Genomic DNA, 14,722 nt, shown 5'->3' with positions numbered 1-14,722 from the left:
GCCGCCAGCGTTCAATCTGAGCCATGATCAAACTCTTCAATTTAAGATTTTGTTCGGCTCAATGAATACTGAACATTCCTTTCGCTAATAAATAGCAGAAGTAATGTTTGAATTGACTGTGCTGAATCTTTCGATTCAATGGTCACTTCGTATCATTGAAACCTAATTTTAAGCCTAAGCTTCTAATTGGATTATCATCAACGAGTGCCCACACAGATTGATAGGTCTATATTTTTAAAGAGCACACTTCGAAGTTCTCTTCAAAGTGGACGGCTATTTTAGCTAGATAACTTATCGTGTCAAACACTTTTTTAAGTTATTTATCTGCGAGTTAATTTTAACTCACTAACCGTAGTTGTTTAGGTTCCGCTTCACTTGCTTTCCCGTGACAACGGAGGCGAATTATAGGGAGTTCATTAAAGAACACAAGTGCATTTTTTAAAAAAACTCACCTTTTTAGTTTATTCGTATAGAAAACAGACAAAAGACTCTAAAAAACTATAGAAAAGGGGCCAAACGGCCCCTTTAGTGTGATTTTTATCTCAATTTTACTGTATCCATACAATTATTGATGAGCACAAATTTGGTCATTAGTAACAATTAGCTGCACTGTCTTGTCTGGAACGATTTCACCAGACAGAATTGATTTGGCTAACGGATTCTCGACATTCTGCTGAATTGCACGTTTTAAAGGACGCGCACCATACACAGGATCGAAACCAACTTGAGCGATCAAATCGAGCGCTTTGTCGGAAACTTCTAGTTGATAGCCTTTCTCCTCTAGTCGTTTCGCCAAACGTTCCAATTGAATAGAAGCAATGGACTTAATGTGTTCTTGACCAAGTGGATGGAACACCACGATTTCGTCAACACGGTTCAAGAACTCTGGGCGGAAGTGTTTGCTAACCACATCCATCACTTCACTCTTGATACCTTGATAGTCTAATGTTGCGAAATTCTCTTGGATACGAGATGAACCCAAGTTAGATGTCATGATCACAACCGTATTACGGAAGTCAACAGTACGACCTTGACCATCCGTTAAACGCCCATCATCGAGAACTTGCAGCAGAATGTTAAATACATCCGGATGCGCTTTCTCTACTTCGTCTAACAAAATTACCGAATACGGCTTGCGACGAACCGCTTCCGTTAAGTAACCACCCTCTTCATATCCGACATAGCCTGGAGGCGCACCCACCAATCTTGCCACTGAGTGTTTCTCCATGAACTCAGACATATCGATACGGACCATCGCATCTTCGCTGTCGAACATAAAGCTCGCAAGTGTCTTACAAAGCTCTGTTTTACCCACACCAGTTGGACCTAAGAATAAGAAGGAGCCAATTGGTCGGTTTGGATCAGAAAGCCCAGCTCGACTACGACGAATGGCATTCGATACAACAGAGACCGCTTCGCTTTGCCCTACCACACGATTATGCAGCACGTCTTCCATACGAAGTAGTTTCTCTTTTTCCGCTTCTAGCATCTTGGATACCGGAATGCCGGTTTGCTTAGAAAGTACTTCTGCAATCTCGTTGTCGGTTACTTTATTACGCAATAGCGTCATTTCCTGCATTTCAGCTTGGGTTGCAAGATCTAACTGCTTCTCAAGTTCAGGAATACGACCATATTGAAGCTCCGACATACGGTTTAGATCGCCAGCACGGCGAGCAAACTCCATGTCCATACGAGCTTGTTCAAGCTCAGACTTAATATGTTGAGTGCCAGAAAGAGCTGCTTTTTCTGTATTCCAAACCTCTTCTAGCTCAGCATACTCTCGCTCTTTTTCATTGAGTTCTTCATTAAGCGCTTTCAAACGCTTTTCACTCGCTTCATCGTGCTCGTTACTTAGTGCTTGTTGCTCAATTTTGAGTTGGATAATTTTACGCTCAAGCTTATCCAAGGACTCTGGCTTAGAGTCAATTTGTAAACGAATGCTTGAAGCCGCTTCGTCGATTAAGTCGATCGCTTTATCCGGCAACTGACGGTCGGAGACATAGCGATGTGACAAGCTCGCCGCAGCAACAATCGCTGGGTCAGTAATTTCGACGTGATGATGAAGCTCATAACGCTCCTTCAAGCCACGTAAAATCGCCACGGTATCCTCAACGGTCGGCTCATCCACCAGCACTTTTTGGAAACGACGTTCTAATGCTGCATCTTTTTCGATGTACTGACGATATTCATCCAATGTTGTTGCGCCAACACAGTGCAGCTCACCACGAGCTAATGCCGGTTTTAGCATGTTGCCCGCATCCATTGAGCCTTCACCTTTACCAGCGCCGACCATAGTGTGTAGCTCATCAATGAAGAGGATGACGTTGCCTTCTTCTTTAGCAAGTTCATTCAATACTGATTTTAAACGCTCTTCAAATTCACCACGGTATTTAGCACCAGCAACCAGTGCGCCCATATCCAGTGATAGCACACGGCGACCACGCAGACCTTCAGGTACTTCATTGTTAACTATGCGCTGCGCTAAGCCTTCAACAATTGCTGTCTTACCTACGCCTGGTTCACCGATAATCACTGGGTTGTTTTTAGTACGACGCTGCAATACTTGGATAGTACGACGGATTTCATCATCACGACCGATAACAGGATCTAATTTACCTTGCTCTGCACGCTCGGTAAGGTCTATGGTGAACTTTTCCAATGCTTGGCGAAGCTCTTCTGCATTCGGGTCATTGACCTTTTGACCACCTCTGATCTTTTCGATTGCCTGGCTGACTTTTTGCTCTGTTAAACCGATCTCTTTGAGTAATTGCCCCAATGGTCCGCGGTCTTCTAAAGCGGCAAGCAGGAAGACTTCAGACGAGATATAGGAGTCTTGACGCTTTTGCGCCACTTTGTCACACAGGTTAAACAATGTGCCCATCGAGCTAGAGAGCTGAACATCCCCACCGATGCCACTGACTTTTGGTAATCGATCTAACATTTCACTCAATTTAGAGCGTAAATGCGTTACGTCCACATCCAGCATAGTAAGCAATGGACGAATTGGACTGCCATTTTGATCAAGCAAAGCCACCATGAGGTGAACTGGCTCGATATATTGATGATCGCGCCCTAACGCTAGTGATTGAGCATCAGAGATAGCGATTTGAAACTTACTTGTGAATCGATCAAGACGCATATCTACCTTCCTAACCTCAACTAAAGGAAATTCTTTTGACAGTTAGAAAGATGGATACTCGGGTGGGGAATTTCAAGGGAGTGAATGAATAAAGATAGCTTTGCAAAAATAGTAGTATGCATCTTAGCACTTTGGTGCTTATAGCTAGTCTTCGATCCAAATAAAGGTTGCTTGTCGACCAGTCTTACCATCACGGCGATAAGAGTAAAAAGAGGCTTTATCTTGGTAAGTACAAAGTCCAGAATCAAACACTTGTGTCACACCAGCCCGGTTTAGACGTTGCGTTGCCAGCACCGACATGTCAGCAAACCATTTACCGTCGATATCGCGTGGAGCAAATGCTTGATTCGCCTGTGAATCAAAATCAACAAAAGCTTGCAGAACATCTTCACCCACTTCGAAGGCTTGAGGGCCAATGGCGGGGCCAAGCCACGCTATCACTTCACCAGAAAACAACGCTAACGCATTTTCGACAATGCCATTTGCTAAGCCGCGCCAACCTGCGTGAACAGCGGCTACTTGCGTACCTTGTGTATTAGTCAATAATACAGGTAAACAATCGGCGGTCATCGCTGAACAAACAACATGGCTTGAAGAAGTAAATACACCATCCGCATCAAGCACCTGTGTTGTTGGTTCATTTGCTTGAGCCACAACGGTTGAATGCGTTTGGTTTAACCAGATTGGCGCATTTGGCATGCTTGCCTGTTGCGCCAACCAAGCTCGGTTCTTCTCTACTAAAGACAAATCATCCCCAACGTGAGTACCTAAATTTAGCCCTTGGTAAGGGCCTGTCGAAAATCCGCCTATGCGTGTTGAGGCGAAAGCTTTGACATTTTTAGGCGCTGGCCAGTTCGGAATGATCGTCTTCATATTAGAATTCTTCCGGTAAGCCGTGCTCTTCTGTATCTTGACGAAGCGCTTCAGTCATCACAACCATGTCATCAGGCACTGGAGCATGAAACTCAAGAACTTCGCCCGTAATTGGGTGCTCAAAGCGCAGCATTACTGCGTGCAATGCTTGGCGATCGAAGCCCCGGATCATTGCCGTTAGCTCTTCAGACGCACCTGTCGGGATGCGAGCACGTCCACCATATGCAATATCACCGAGCAGCGGATGCTGAAGATAAGACATGTGCACACGAATCTGGTGCGTACGACCCGTTTCTAGACGCAAACGAATACGCGTGTGTTCGCGGAAGCGTTCAGCAACACGGTAGTGCGTTACTGCTGGTTTGCCCATTGGTGCCACCGCCATAAGCGTGCGCTTAGTAGAGTGACGACCAATAGGTTGATCCACTTTACCGCCCGCAGTCATACGACCAATAGCGATCGCTTCGTACTCACGAGTAATATTACGTTTTTGCAGTGCGCGAACCAGACGAGTTTGTGCAGGAACGGTTTTCGCCACCACCATCAAACCCGTTGTGTCTTTATCCAAACGGTGCACGATACCTGCACGAGGTACTTCTGCAATATCAGGGTAATGATGCAACAACGCATTAAGCACAGTGCCATCAGGCGTACCAGCGCCCGGATGAACCACAAAGTCACGAGGTTTGTTGATAACGATAATATCTTCATCTTCATAGACGATATCTAGCGGGATATCTTGCGCTTCCCAGCGTTCTTCATCTTCTAACTCGGCTTGCAATGTAATTTCCTCGCCACCCATTACTTTGGTACGAGGTTTAGTGACAACTTCACCATCAACTTGAACTTTCCCATCAAGCAGCCACTCTTTTAGGCGCGAGCGAGAGAAGTCCGCGAATAATTCGGCGATAGCTTGGTCTAAACGTTGACCTAACTGGCTATCTTTTACGGTATTTGTTAATACAATCTGCTGAGCCATATCGAACTTTTTTAAAAACTGTGAGACTAATGCTCACGACTGTGAAAAAATAGACTATTACGTCATTGTATCTGTTACTGGAAAGAAAGTAACGGCAGCTTAAGAAATATTTAGATTCAAGGAACAGACTCCTGATATGAAACGTCAGACTTTAACAGGCCTTTTAGCGGTATCCCTTCTGTTTGGATGTGCAAGCAAAGAAGAAATCGTTCCTGATGTGCCGCCTTCGGAACTGTATGCAGACGCACAGATTTCTCTTCAAAGTGGTAATTGGCTTTCTGCAATTGAGAAACTGGAAGCATTAGACTCACGTTACCCATTCGGTGCCTACTCTGAACAGGTGCAGCTTGACCTAATCTATGCGTACTACAAAAACGACGACCTTGCTTTGGGCTTGGCAACCATTTCTCGCTTTATGCGTTTAAACCCAACCCATGAAAAGATGGATTGGGTGCTGTACATGCGAGGTCTAAGCCACATGGCGCAAGATCGTAACTTTATGCATGATTTATTCAGCGTAGATCGAAGCGATCGCGATCCTGAACCGGTAAAAAAAGCGTTTGATGACTTCAAAAAACTACTTCAACGTTACCCGAATAGCCCATATGCAGAAGATTCACAAAAACGTATGGTCGCGCTGAAAAACCGTCTAGCGAACTATGATTTAGCGACTGCTGACTTCTACCTTCGCCGTGAAGCTTGGGTCGCTGCTATTAATCGCAGCCAAGAGCTACAAAAAGCGTATCCAGACACAGAAGCTGCACGTAAGTCACTGACTATCCAGCTAGAGGCCTACAAGCAACTTGGTTTGGAAGACGCCGTAGCAAGAACTGAAAAGCTTATAGAGCTCAACCCTGTGAAGTAATTGAACTTGCTTTAAACTGAACCGCCACCGTTTTTACCGTGGCGGTTTTTTATTACTCTCAATAGTGTATTCAGCCCTTTCTTGATGATCTTCCTAGCTCCACATATGCTTAAAGTTCTCCTCCCCCCTTTATAAAAAGGATGTGAACGTGACGATATCTAAGCTTTGCGCAGTTATGCTGCTCCTATTGTCTGCTTCCGTTTGCGCACTGCAAATCTCGCCGCTCAAACAGCCTCCTTATACTGGGGACCTCGACGTCATCAAGGAGAAGAATGTACTGCGCGTCTTAGTTTCTGCTGATTTAGGCTTTTACTACATTGAGGGCGGCACACCAAAAGGCATAGGCGCGGAATTGCTGGCGCATTTCGAAAAAGACCTTCGTAAACTCAAACCAAAGCTTAACGTACAAATTATTCCTGTTGCCCGCGACCAGCTACTGCCAGCCTTAGAAAACGGTTCAGGTGACTTAGTTGTCGCCAACCTGACTATTACCGACACGCGCAAACAGAAAGTGGAGTTCAGTTCACCCATTCTCACTGACATTCAAGAGTGGGTAGTGACAAACAAAAGCACACCAACGATGACGAAAATCGAACAACTGAGCGGCAAAGAGATTTGGGTGCGCGCCAGCTCTAGCTACTTTGAAAGCATTCAGACACTAAATAAGAAACTAAACAAAAAAGGCTTACCGCCTGTTATCGTGCACTTTATTGAAGAAACACTTCAAGATTATGAGCTGGTCGGAATGCTCAACAATGGTTACGTCAAAGCCATTGTTCTCGATAGCCATAAAGCCAAGCTTTGGCTGAAAGTGATGGATGATATTCGGGTTCACAAAAAAATCCCTATCCGCAAAAATGGCAAAATTGCTTGGGCAATGCGAGAAAATAGTCCCAAATTAAAAGCCGTCGTGAATAAGTTCATCCAGAAGTCTCGCTCTGGGACACTACTCGGTAACGTTATTTACAGTAAATACATCGATAACACGGGATGGTTGAACAGAGCTCTTAACCCTAAGAAAATTGCTCAACTAGAAAAACTCGCAGCGCTATTTTCACGCTATGGTGAGAAATACGATATCGACTATTTACTGATCGCTGCAATCGCTTACAAGGAATCAGGATTTAATAACGACCTAGTTGGAAGCCGAGGTGCCGTTGGCATAATGCAAGTCCTACCCAGCACCGCTCAAGATCCGAATATCAATATCAAAAATGTTCGACAATTAGAAAACAACATTCATGCTGGAGTGAAATACTTAGCTTTTTTGCGTAAGCAGTACTTCAGTGATCCTGATATTACTGCACAAAATAAACTCTACTTTACATTGGCGGCTTACAATGCGGGCCCCGGCAATGTAGAGCGTATTCGTAAGCGTGCAGCCCAACAAGGTTACGATCCTAATGTTTGGTTTAATAACGTGGAAGTCGTTATGCGGAAAAGTTTAAGCTCAACGGTTGGGTACGTCACAAGCATTAATCGCTACTACATAATATACAAACAACTAGAAAGCTTGGACCAAGTCAAAAGTCTAGAAAGGGTTTCACTAGCCCCAAAAGACCCCATTTTCATGATACCGCTACGAAAAGTCAGCCAAATGCCAGACAGTAAAAAGCCGCTTGTACAGTAAGCGGCTTTTTAAATGGATTCATTGGAAAGACTCAGTGATCGTCATCACACCTTACGTGTAGTTAAATTTTAACCACCTCAAATATTAGGCCGTAAAACTTCCCTAAAAACGAGGCCGTTTTCAGCTGAGTACTCTACCCAATCTACGGATTTACTAACCGATAACAAGCAATTTCACGATAAATCTCAGAAGTTCTTGAGTGAGATCACATTCATTTTTCATCATAAAAAACCCGAGCAAAATAATGATCTGAATCACATTTTTTTATGCTTAAAGCGGTAATCTGAACTCAACCCATGAGGGATGCAACAGAGGAAAAACACTTATGACAATGAATATCACTGGCAAAAACATCGAAATCACCTCTGCAATCCGAGCTCATATTGAGAGCAAATTTAAAAAACTGGAGAAATGGCAAGTAGACCTAATTGGTTGCCAAGCAACTTTCAGTGAGGAACCAAACAAACAGAAGAAATTCGAAGCGGTTATCAAAGTTCCTAAAGGCCAGCTCATTGCCTCAGCAACTCACGAAGATCTTTACGCAGCTATCAACGAAGTGGAGCAAAAACTAGAACGACAATTGAACAAGCTGACCCACAAACCTGAAGCTCGACGTGCAAGTAAGCCTGAGCTAGTGGAAGAAGAAGAGTAAACTGAACAGATTGAGGAAATAGCGCCGAAAGGCGCTATTTTTTTGCTTGACGCTCTCCCCAGCCTTGCTTATTGTGTTTAAACACTCATAAATTAAGCACTATTTATGCATTTAACCTCACTGTTTATTTTTGACTTCTTTTTCCTCCCATAGTTGGAGGGGCGAACTCGTTTGTGAAAGAAAAGTCAAAAACAAACAGAAAGCCTCCCAAATCGGGAGGCTTTTTTATAAGGAAAGAATTGATGACTGACCAACCTATTTCCCTCGAAGAAATTCGTTTACGCTTGAATGAGTTGGATGACCAACTTCTCAGCTTGTTGTCTGAGCGCCGTAAACTCAGCATTGAAGTAGCCAAAAGCAAAGTACAAACCTCAAAGCCTGTTCGCGACGCCGTCCGTGAACAGCAATTATTGGTCAAGCTAATTTCTAATGGCCAAGATAAATACGAACTTGACGCGCAGTACATCACCAAGCTTTTCCATACCATCATTGAAGACTCAGTTCTGCTTCAACAAAGTTATCTGCAAAATCTCGTTAACCCACAGCAAAGCCGTAAGCCACTTGCTCGCGTCGCTTTTTTAGGAGCCAAAGGCTCTTATTCGCACTTGGCAAGTCGCGAATACTTCAGTCGTAAAAATACGGAGCTTATCGAGCTCAACTGCGAGCACTTTAAAGAAGTGACTCAAACGGTTGAATCTGGCCATGCTGATTATGGCGTTCTGCCAATCGAAAACACCAGCTCAGGCTCTATTAATGAAGTGTATGACTTACTACAACACACGACGCTTTACATCGTTGGAGAGCTAACTCAACCAATCGAACACTGCTTGGTTGCGAAAAAAGACATTCGTCTGGAAGATATTAAAACGCTTTATTCTCACCCTCAGCCACACCAACAGTGCAGTGAGTTTTTAAGCCGTATGAAAGGGGTAAAGCTGGAATCCTGCGCGAGCACAGCAGATGCAATGCAGAAAGTCCAAGAGATGGATCGTGATGATGTGGCTGCAATTGGTAATGCATCAAGCGGTAAGCTATATGGCTTGCAAGCAATTCAAGGCAACATCGCAAACCAAACCGAAAATCATACTCGCTTTATCGTGGTTGCTCGTAAACCGGTTGAAGTTTCTACTCAGATTCCAGCAAAAACCACATTGATCATGTCGACCTCCCAAGAGGCAGGCTCATTGGTTGAAACACTATTAGTGCTGCAACGTTACGGCATCAATATGACCAAGCTAGAATCACGCCCAATTATGGGGAACCCGTGGGAAGAAATGTTCTACGTAGACTTGACATCACATCTTGCTTCGACAGAAATGCAACAGGCACTTGAAGAGCTGACAAAAATCACTAAGCACTTGAAAGTATTAGGCTGTTACCCGAGTGAGAACGTAAAGCCTACGCAAGTAAAATTGAGTTAATAGACACCAGTGAGTAAAAAGATCATGGCAACCCAAAAAGTCGTAATCGCATCGCTAAACCCAGCCAAAATTAATGCAGTTCAAAGTGCATTTCGTAATGCATTTCCGCATCAAGAGTTCAACTTCGTTGGCATCAGTGTACCGAGTGAGGTCGCAGATCAGCCCATGACGAATGAAGAAACTCATCGTGGTGCGCTAAACCGCGTTAAAAACGCAAAAGTAGAGATGCCAAACGCGGATTACTATGTCGGTCTCGAAGCGGGAATTGAAGCAAACGTGACGTTTGCTTGGATGGTTGTTGAATCAGAGACTCACCGCGGTGAATCTCGTTCTGCAAGCTTAATGTTGCCGCCAAAAGTCTTGGAAAAACTCAAGGATGCGAATGAGTTGGGAGATGTAATGGACGAAGTGTTTGGTACTGATAACATCAAACAGAAAGGTGGCGCTATTAGCCTGCTAACCCAAAACCAGCTAACTCGAAGCTCAGTCTATCACCAAGCCTTGATTCTGGCTTTAATTCCATTCACAAACCCTGAGCACTTTCCTTCAAATTTATAACACTCAGCCTATTCTTTAGATACGCAAAAGGGCGGATATTTCCGCCCTTTGTAATACGTTATCTTAGTCACTTGTAACACCAAGGCCTAAAAGCAAATTGGATATACTGTCTACTTAGATACCGCAACTTGTTCTAACAAGACTTTCAACTTGTCTTTTTCTTCATCAGATTTCGACTTTAGTTCGTTAGAGCCACGAGTAATGGTGGCAATGCCCACACCAAGCATCTGACTGATCTGACGTTGAGATAATTCTCCTTTAAGAAGTTCGTTAATTATATTAACGCGTGATATTAATGACTCTCTCTCATCACGTGACATCAGCATAGTTAACAGCATGTCATCTTGCTGGGTGCCCATACTTGTTCGAATTAGCTCAATAATCTGTTGCCAGTCTTTGTACTCGGGTTCGTGCGACATCAAGTTACCTCACTCAATACTTGGTATTGATCTCATGTTGATTCAAGAACGCGCCATCGATACCCAAAAGATCACGATAGTATGTTTCAAACATCAAGATGTTTTGTACATAACCGCGCGTCTCTTTAAATGGAATTGCCTCAATAAAGGCATAAGCATCCACTTTTCCTTGGGTACGCTCTCGCCACGTTTTTACTCTGTTAGGACCTGCATTATAAGCAGCAAGAGCAAAAATACGATTATTATCGTAATCCTCTAATAAACCTTGCAAATAATGGCTACCAATTTCGATATTTTTTCCTACATTGTAGAGATCCTGCGTACCTTGATAACTCAACTTATATTTACGTGCCGTGTACTTCGCCGTCGCAGGCATAATCTGCATAAGACCACGAGCGCCGACTGGAGAGCGGGCTTCAACATCTAACGCACTTTCCTGTCGAGCGAGAGACATCATCGTGATGGGATCAATGTTGTGCTTTTTCGCATAAAAGTTAAACCACCAGCGGTGTGCTATTGGGAACCTAAGTTCGATATTATCCCACATCTGCGCCTGAATACTCGCGGTCACCGTTAGGTGATGCCAACGTTTAAATGATGCATAAGCCGCCAACATCGCCTTTTCATCTTTCCCTACGCGGCGCAGTAAGTGTGCCCATTCACTCTTCGCTGCTGCGATTTTATCCGTCGCGATCAACTCTTCGATACGAGCTAGCGAGTCTTGATAGGGTTGAACAACTTTCTTATCCAACTTAACCGTATGCGTTGGGTATTTGATTGATTGTCCGATTGCATTGGCGGCAGCCACACTGTAGAAGTTTCGTTGCCCAAGCAGAGTTGCTAAACGCTGTTTCCCCGCGATGTCATCACCTAACGCTATTTCACTTCTTCCAAGCCAATATTGCCAGCGTAGCGTGGCTTGCTCTTCTTTATTTAGAACAGCAATCCACTCTTGTACGCCTTTCCAATCTGCATTTTGAATCGCTAAGCGGATGCGCGTTTCAATCAACGGTAAGTACTGACTGGTTTTCGTTTTATCATCGCGCAATTTAGCTAATGACTCAGACTCCGTACGAGTCAATCGAAATGCAATATAGTCGGCAAGTTCTTGCGCTTTTTCTGGAGAAAACTTCTGTCCTTTAATGACGACATCGTACGCACCTTGTGCTTGGCTAGTGTTCATGCGAGCCAACTTTTCTAACGCATATTCACTTTGCGCTCGATTAAAATCATTCGCAGGTTTTTTCTTCGCGAATTCCGCAACACTTGAAGGATTATCAAACAACGCTTTCATTTCTTTGGCTTGTTGCTTTGCCTGCGCTGATTTAGGCAGTTTGAGCAAGTAACTCATCAAACCGCCATTACGAGCATCAAACGCCAGTAACATACGCTGTAGAATCAGTTCATCGGTACGCTCACCCGCCTTGTCCCATGCTTCAAATAATGGGTCACACTCATCAGCAATGCTGATGCCACGTAACCACATATGTTCAGCCCCTTTAAACGCCGCGACTTTCTTGCCTTGCTTTAATTGAGCGACGTAGAAAATACATTGGTAACGCTCACCACTAGGAATGACTTTTTGAAACTCAGTAATGGTTTTCCAATCTTTTTGCTTATAAAGATGATTGAGGTATGGAGCGCGAACTCGACGAGAAAATGGAAAAGACTCGTGCTCAGAAATAAACTCGTTCACCTGTTGTGGTGACTTTTCCGGTAACTGTCTAATAAAAGTGCGGTAATCCACATAAGGCGTTAGTGGATAGTCAGAAATTTTAGGACGAATCGAAAGGTATCCGTCGATGTCATTTTTATCTAATAAATCTTGAGCTTGCTCATATACTTCGCGCTGCTTTTCCAAACTCAGCGCGGCATTAGCACTCAAACTCATAGCACACAACGCGGCGGCGCAGCATACGTTTTTAGCCAATTCAGATACGTTGAATCTCATTTGTGTCATTTTCCCCAGACATATACTGCCCTAAAGCCTAGTTTTGTTAGAGTTCATGTGATGTTAAGGCAATTTTCACACATGCATCTATTTACACAGAATGCAGATGTCCATGTAAAGCAACTTAGTGTATTAAAAATTGTACTCGTCAAACTTTTAAGACGATGGAGACAAAGCGTTTCTAACTCGCATAGAAAACACTTCGTCATTCTTAACGAATAACAAAAGTGTATACCCTAACCGTGTAAGTTTCCGGTCAGCTCAAAATAAGAAATCCATTCGTTAGGGAAATTCTTGCAATGCGGTAACAAAAACAAAGCACTTGGTATAAAATGATGGGTTTGAATGACAGTTAATTTAGGAACGATCGGCAATGGCTGAATACGTATATACCATGTCGCGGGTGAGCAAAATTGTGCCACCTAAGCGTCAAATTCTTAAAGACATCTCTCTGAGCTTCTTCCCTGGTGCGAAAATCGGTGTTTTAGGTCTGAACGGTGCAGGTAAATCCACACTGCTACGTATCATGGCAGGTATCGACACGGATATCGACGGTGAAGCGCGTCCACAACCTGGTCTAAACGTAGGTTACCTACCTCAGGAACCAGTATTAGACGAATCAAAAACCGTTCGTGAAGTTGTTGAAGAAGCGGTTGCTGACGTTGCTGACGCTCTGAAACGTTTGGACGCAGTCTACGCAGCATACGCTGAACCAGATGCAGACTTCGACGCACTTGCAAAAGAGCAAGGCGAGCTAGAAGCCCTTATCCAAGCGAAAGATGGTCATAACCTAGAAAATGCGCTTGAGCGTGCGGCAAACGCACTTCGTTTACCTGAATGGGACCAAAAAATTGCGCACCTATCAGGTGGTGAACGCCGCCGTGTGGCTATTTGTCGCTTGCTACTTTCTAAGCCAGACATGCTATTGCTTGATGAACCTACCAACCACCTAGATGCAGAATCAGTTGCTTGGCTAGAGCGCTTCTTAGTGGATTACACAGGTACCGTAGTAGCCATCACCCACGACCGTTACTTCCTAGATAACGCTGCGGGCTGGATCTTAGAACTGGACCGTGGTGAAGGTATCCCATGGGAAGGCAACTACACCTCATGGCTGGAGCAAAAAGACGCTCGTCTACAACAAGAAACCTCCCAAGAGAGTGCTCGCCAAAAGACTATCGAGAAAGAGCTTGAGTGGGTACGTAAAAACCCTAAAGGTCGTCAAGCGAAGTCAAAAGCACGTATGGCTCGCTTTGAAGAACTGCAAAGCTCTGATCACCAAAAACGTAATGAAACCAATGAACTGTTTATCCCACCTGGTGAGCGTCTAGGTGATAAGGTTATTGAAGTGAAGAACCTGACTAAGTCATTTGACGGTCGTGTTCTGATTGATGACCTGTCATTCAGCATCCCTAAAGGTGCGATTGTTGGTATCATCGGTGCGAACGGCGCAGGTAAATCGACGCTATTCAAGATGTTAAGTGGTACTGAACAACCAGACTCGGGCACAATTGAGATGGGCGATACAGTAAAACTGGCATCGGTCGATCAGTTCCGTGACAGCATGGACGATTCTAAAACCGTATTCCAAGAGATCTCTGAAGGTGCTGATATCATTAAGATCAACAACTTCGAAATCCCAGCTCGCGCATACTGTTCACGCTTTAACTTTAAAGGCAGTGACCAACAAAAGATTATTGGTGAACTATCGGGTGGTGAGCGTAACCGTGTCCACCTTGCGAAGCTTCTTAAAGCGGGCGGTAACGTGTTGCTACTCGACGAACCAACCAACGACCTTGACGTTGAAACACTGCGTGCTCTAGAAGAAGCATTACTAGAGTTCCCTGGTTGTGCAATGGTTATCTCGCACGACCGTTGGTTCCTTGACCGTATCGCGACTCACATCATTGACTACCGTGACGAAGGCCAAGTTAACTTCTACGAAGGTAACTACACAGAGTACATGGATTGGTTGAAGAAAACATTGGGTCCTGAAGCCGCAGAACCACACCGTATCAAATACAAGCGTATTGCAAAGTAATCGCAACCCACAAAGTTTGATTGTAATTTGTACAAAGGCCGCTATCATAGCGGCCTTTGTTTTCTTTGTTATAAAAAGAGCTCATTAGCCCGTCTCGTTCGTTAAGAACATGACATAGCACTTACGTCACTCTGTAGCGACCTCGACACTTTTCAAACAACAATCGAACATTTTTTGTTCGTATTGATATACTA

At 44.1% G+C, this 14,722-nt stretch carries 11 protein-coding genes and 1 other annotated feature; of the genes, 6 read left to right on the top strand and 5 right to left on the bottom strand.

The window, feature by feature from the left end:
• Positions 1 to 565 precede the first annotated feature (565 nt).
• The 3 genes from clpB to rluD all read right to left on the bottom strand — a co-directional run bounded on the left by clpB (position 566) and on the right by rluD (position 4,991).
• Complete coding sequence (gene clpB, locus R7Z77_RS04880) at positions 566 to 3,139, bottom strand: ATP-dependent chaperone ClpB (RefSeq protein WP_005381873.1); 2,574 nt, start codon at positions 3,137 to 3,139, stop codon at positions 566 to 568.
• A gap of 144 nt (positions 3,140 to 3,283) precedes the next feature.
• Complete coding sequence (gene pgeF, locus R7Z77_RS04875) at positions 3,284 to 4,012, bottom strand: peptidoglycan editing factor PgeF (RefSeq protein ID WP_005381874.1); 729 nt, start codon at positions 4,010 to 4,012, stop codon at positions 3,284 to 3,286.
• A gap of 1 nt (position 4,013) precedes the next feature.
• On the bottom strand, positions 4,014 to 4,991 hold the full coding sequence (gene rluD / locus R7Z77_RS04870) for a 23S rRNA pseudouridine(1911/1915/1917) synthase RluD (protein ID WP_005381875.1): 978 nt from the start codon (positions 4,989 to 4,991) through the stop codon (positions 4,014 to 4,016).
• A gap of 136 nt (positions 4,992 to 5,127) precedes the next feature.
• On the opposite strand from rluD, the gene bamD reads away from it, so the two are divergent.
• The 5 genes from bamD to yjjX all read left to right on the top strand — a co-directional run bounded on the left by bamD (position 5,128) and on the right by yjjX (position 10,117).
• Positions 5,128 to 5,856: an outer membrane protein assembly factor BamD gene (bamD, locus tag R7Z77_RS04865; RefSeq protein ID WP_005381876.1), complete on the top strand. Its 729-nt coding sequence runs from the start codon at positions 5,128 to 5,130 to the stop codon at positions 5,854 to 5,856.
• A gap of 148 nt (positions 5,857 to 6,004) precedes the next feature.
• Positions 6,005 to 7,486 (top strand): lytic transglycosylase F, encoded by a 1,482-nt coding sequence (locus R7Z77_RS04860; RefSeq protein ID WP_311764764.1) that lies wholly within the window; start codon positions 6,005 to 6,007, stop codon positions 7,484 to 7,486.
• A gap of 325 nt (positions 7,487 to 7,811) precedes the next feature.
• A complete protein-coding gene (gene hpf, locus R7Z77_RS04855; RefSeq protein WP_005381889.1) occupies positions 7,812 to 8,138 on the top strand; it encodes a ribosome hibernation-promoting factor, HPF/YfiA family in 327 nt (108 codons plus the stop codon).
• A gap of 108 nt (positions 8,139 to 8,246) precedes the next feature.
• Positions 8,247 to 8,368, top strand: a sequence feature (Phe leader region).
• Positions 8,369 to 8,380: 12 nt separating this feature from the next.
• Positions 8,381 to 9,559, top strand: a complete 1,179-nt coding sequence (gene pheA, locus R7Z77_RS04850; protein WP_017636154.1) for a prephenate dehydratase — start codon at positions 8,381 to 8,383, stop codon at positions 9,557 to 9,559.
• A 24-nt stretch (positions 9,560 to 9,583) separates the two neighbouring features.
• On the top strand, positions 9,584 to 10,117 hold the full coding sequence (gene yjjX / locus R7Z77_RS04845) for an inosine/xanthosine triphosphatase (RefSeq protein WP_005381891.1): 534 nt from the start codon (positions 9,584 to 9,586) through the stop codon (positions 10,115 to 10,117).
• Positions 10,118 to 10,227: 110 nt separating this feature from the next.
• On the opposite strand, the gene trpR is transcribed toward yjjX, so the two are convergent.
• Positions 10,228 to 10,536, bottom strand: coding sequence for a trp operon repressor (gene trpR / locus R7Z77_RS04840; protein ID WP_005381892.1), 309 nt, complete (start codon positions 10,534 to 10,536; stop codon positions 10,228 to 10,230).
• A 13-nt stretch (positions 10,537 to 10,549) separates the two neighbouring features.
• Positions 10,550 to 12,496, bottom strand: a complete 1,947-nt coding sequence (locus tag R7Z77_RS04835) for a transglycosylase SLT domain-containing protein (protein ID WP_411913197.1) — start codon at positions 12,494 to 12,496, stop codon at positions 10,550 to 10,552.
• Positions 12,497 to 12,860: 364 nt separating this feature from the next.
• Here R7Z77_RS04835 and ettA point away from each other — a divergent pair, with 364 nt between their 5' ends.
• Positions 12,861 to 14,528, top strand: a complete 1,668-nt coding sequence (ettA, locus tag R7Z77_RS04830; RefSeq protein ID WP_213967405.1) for an energy-dependent translational throttle protein EttA — start codon at positions 12,861 to 12,863, stop codon at positions 14,526 to 14,528.
• The last annotated feature ends 194 nt before the right edge of the window (positions 14,529 to 14,722 follow it).

The organism is Vibrio sp. 1401 (assembly GCF_033340295.1).
This window is presented reverse-complemented; position numbering and strand designations above follow the sequence as displayed.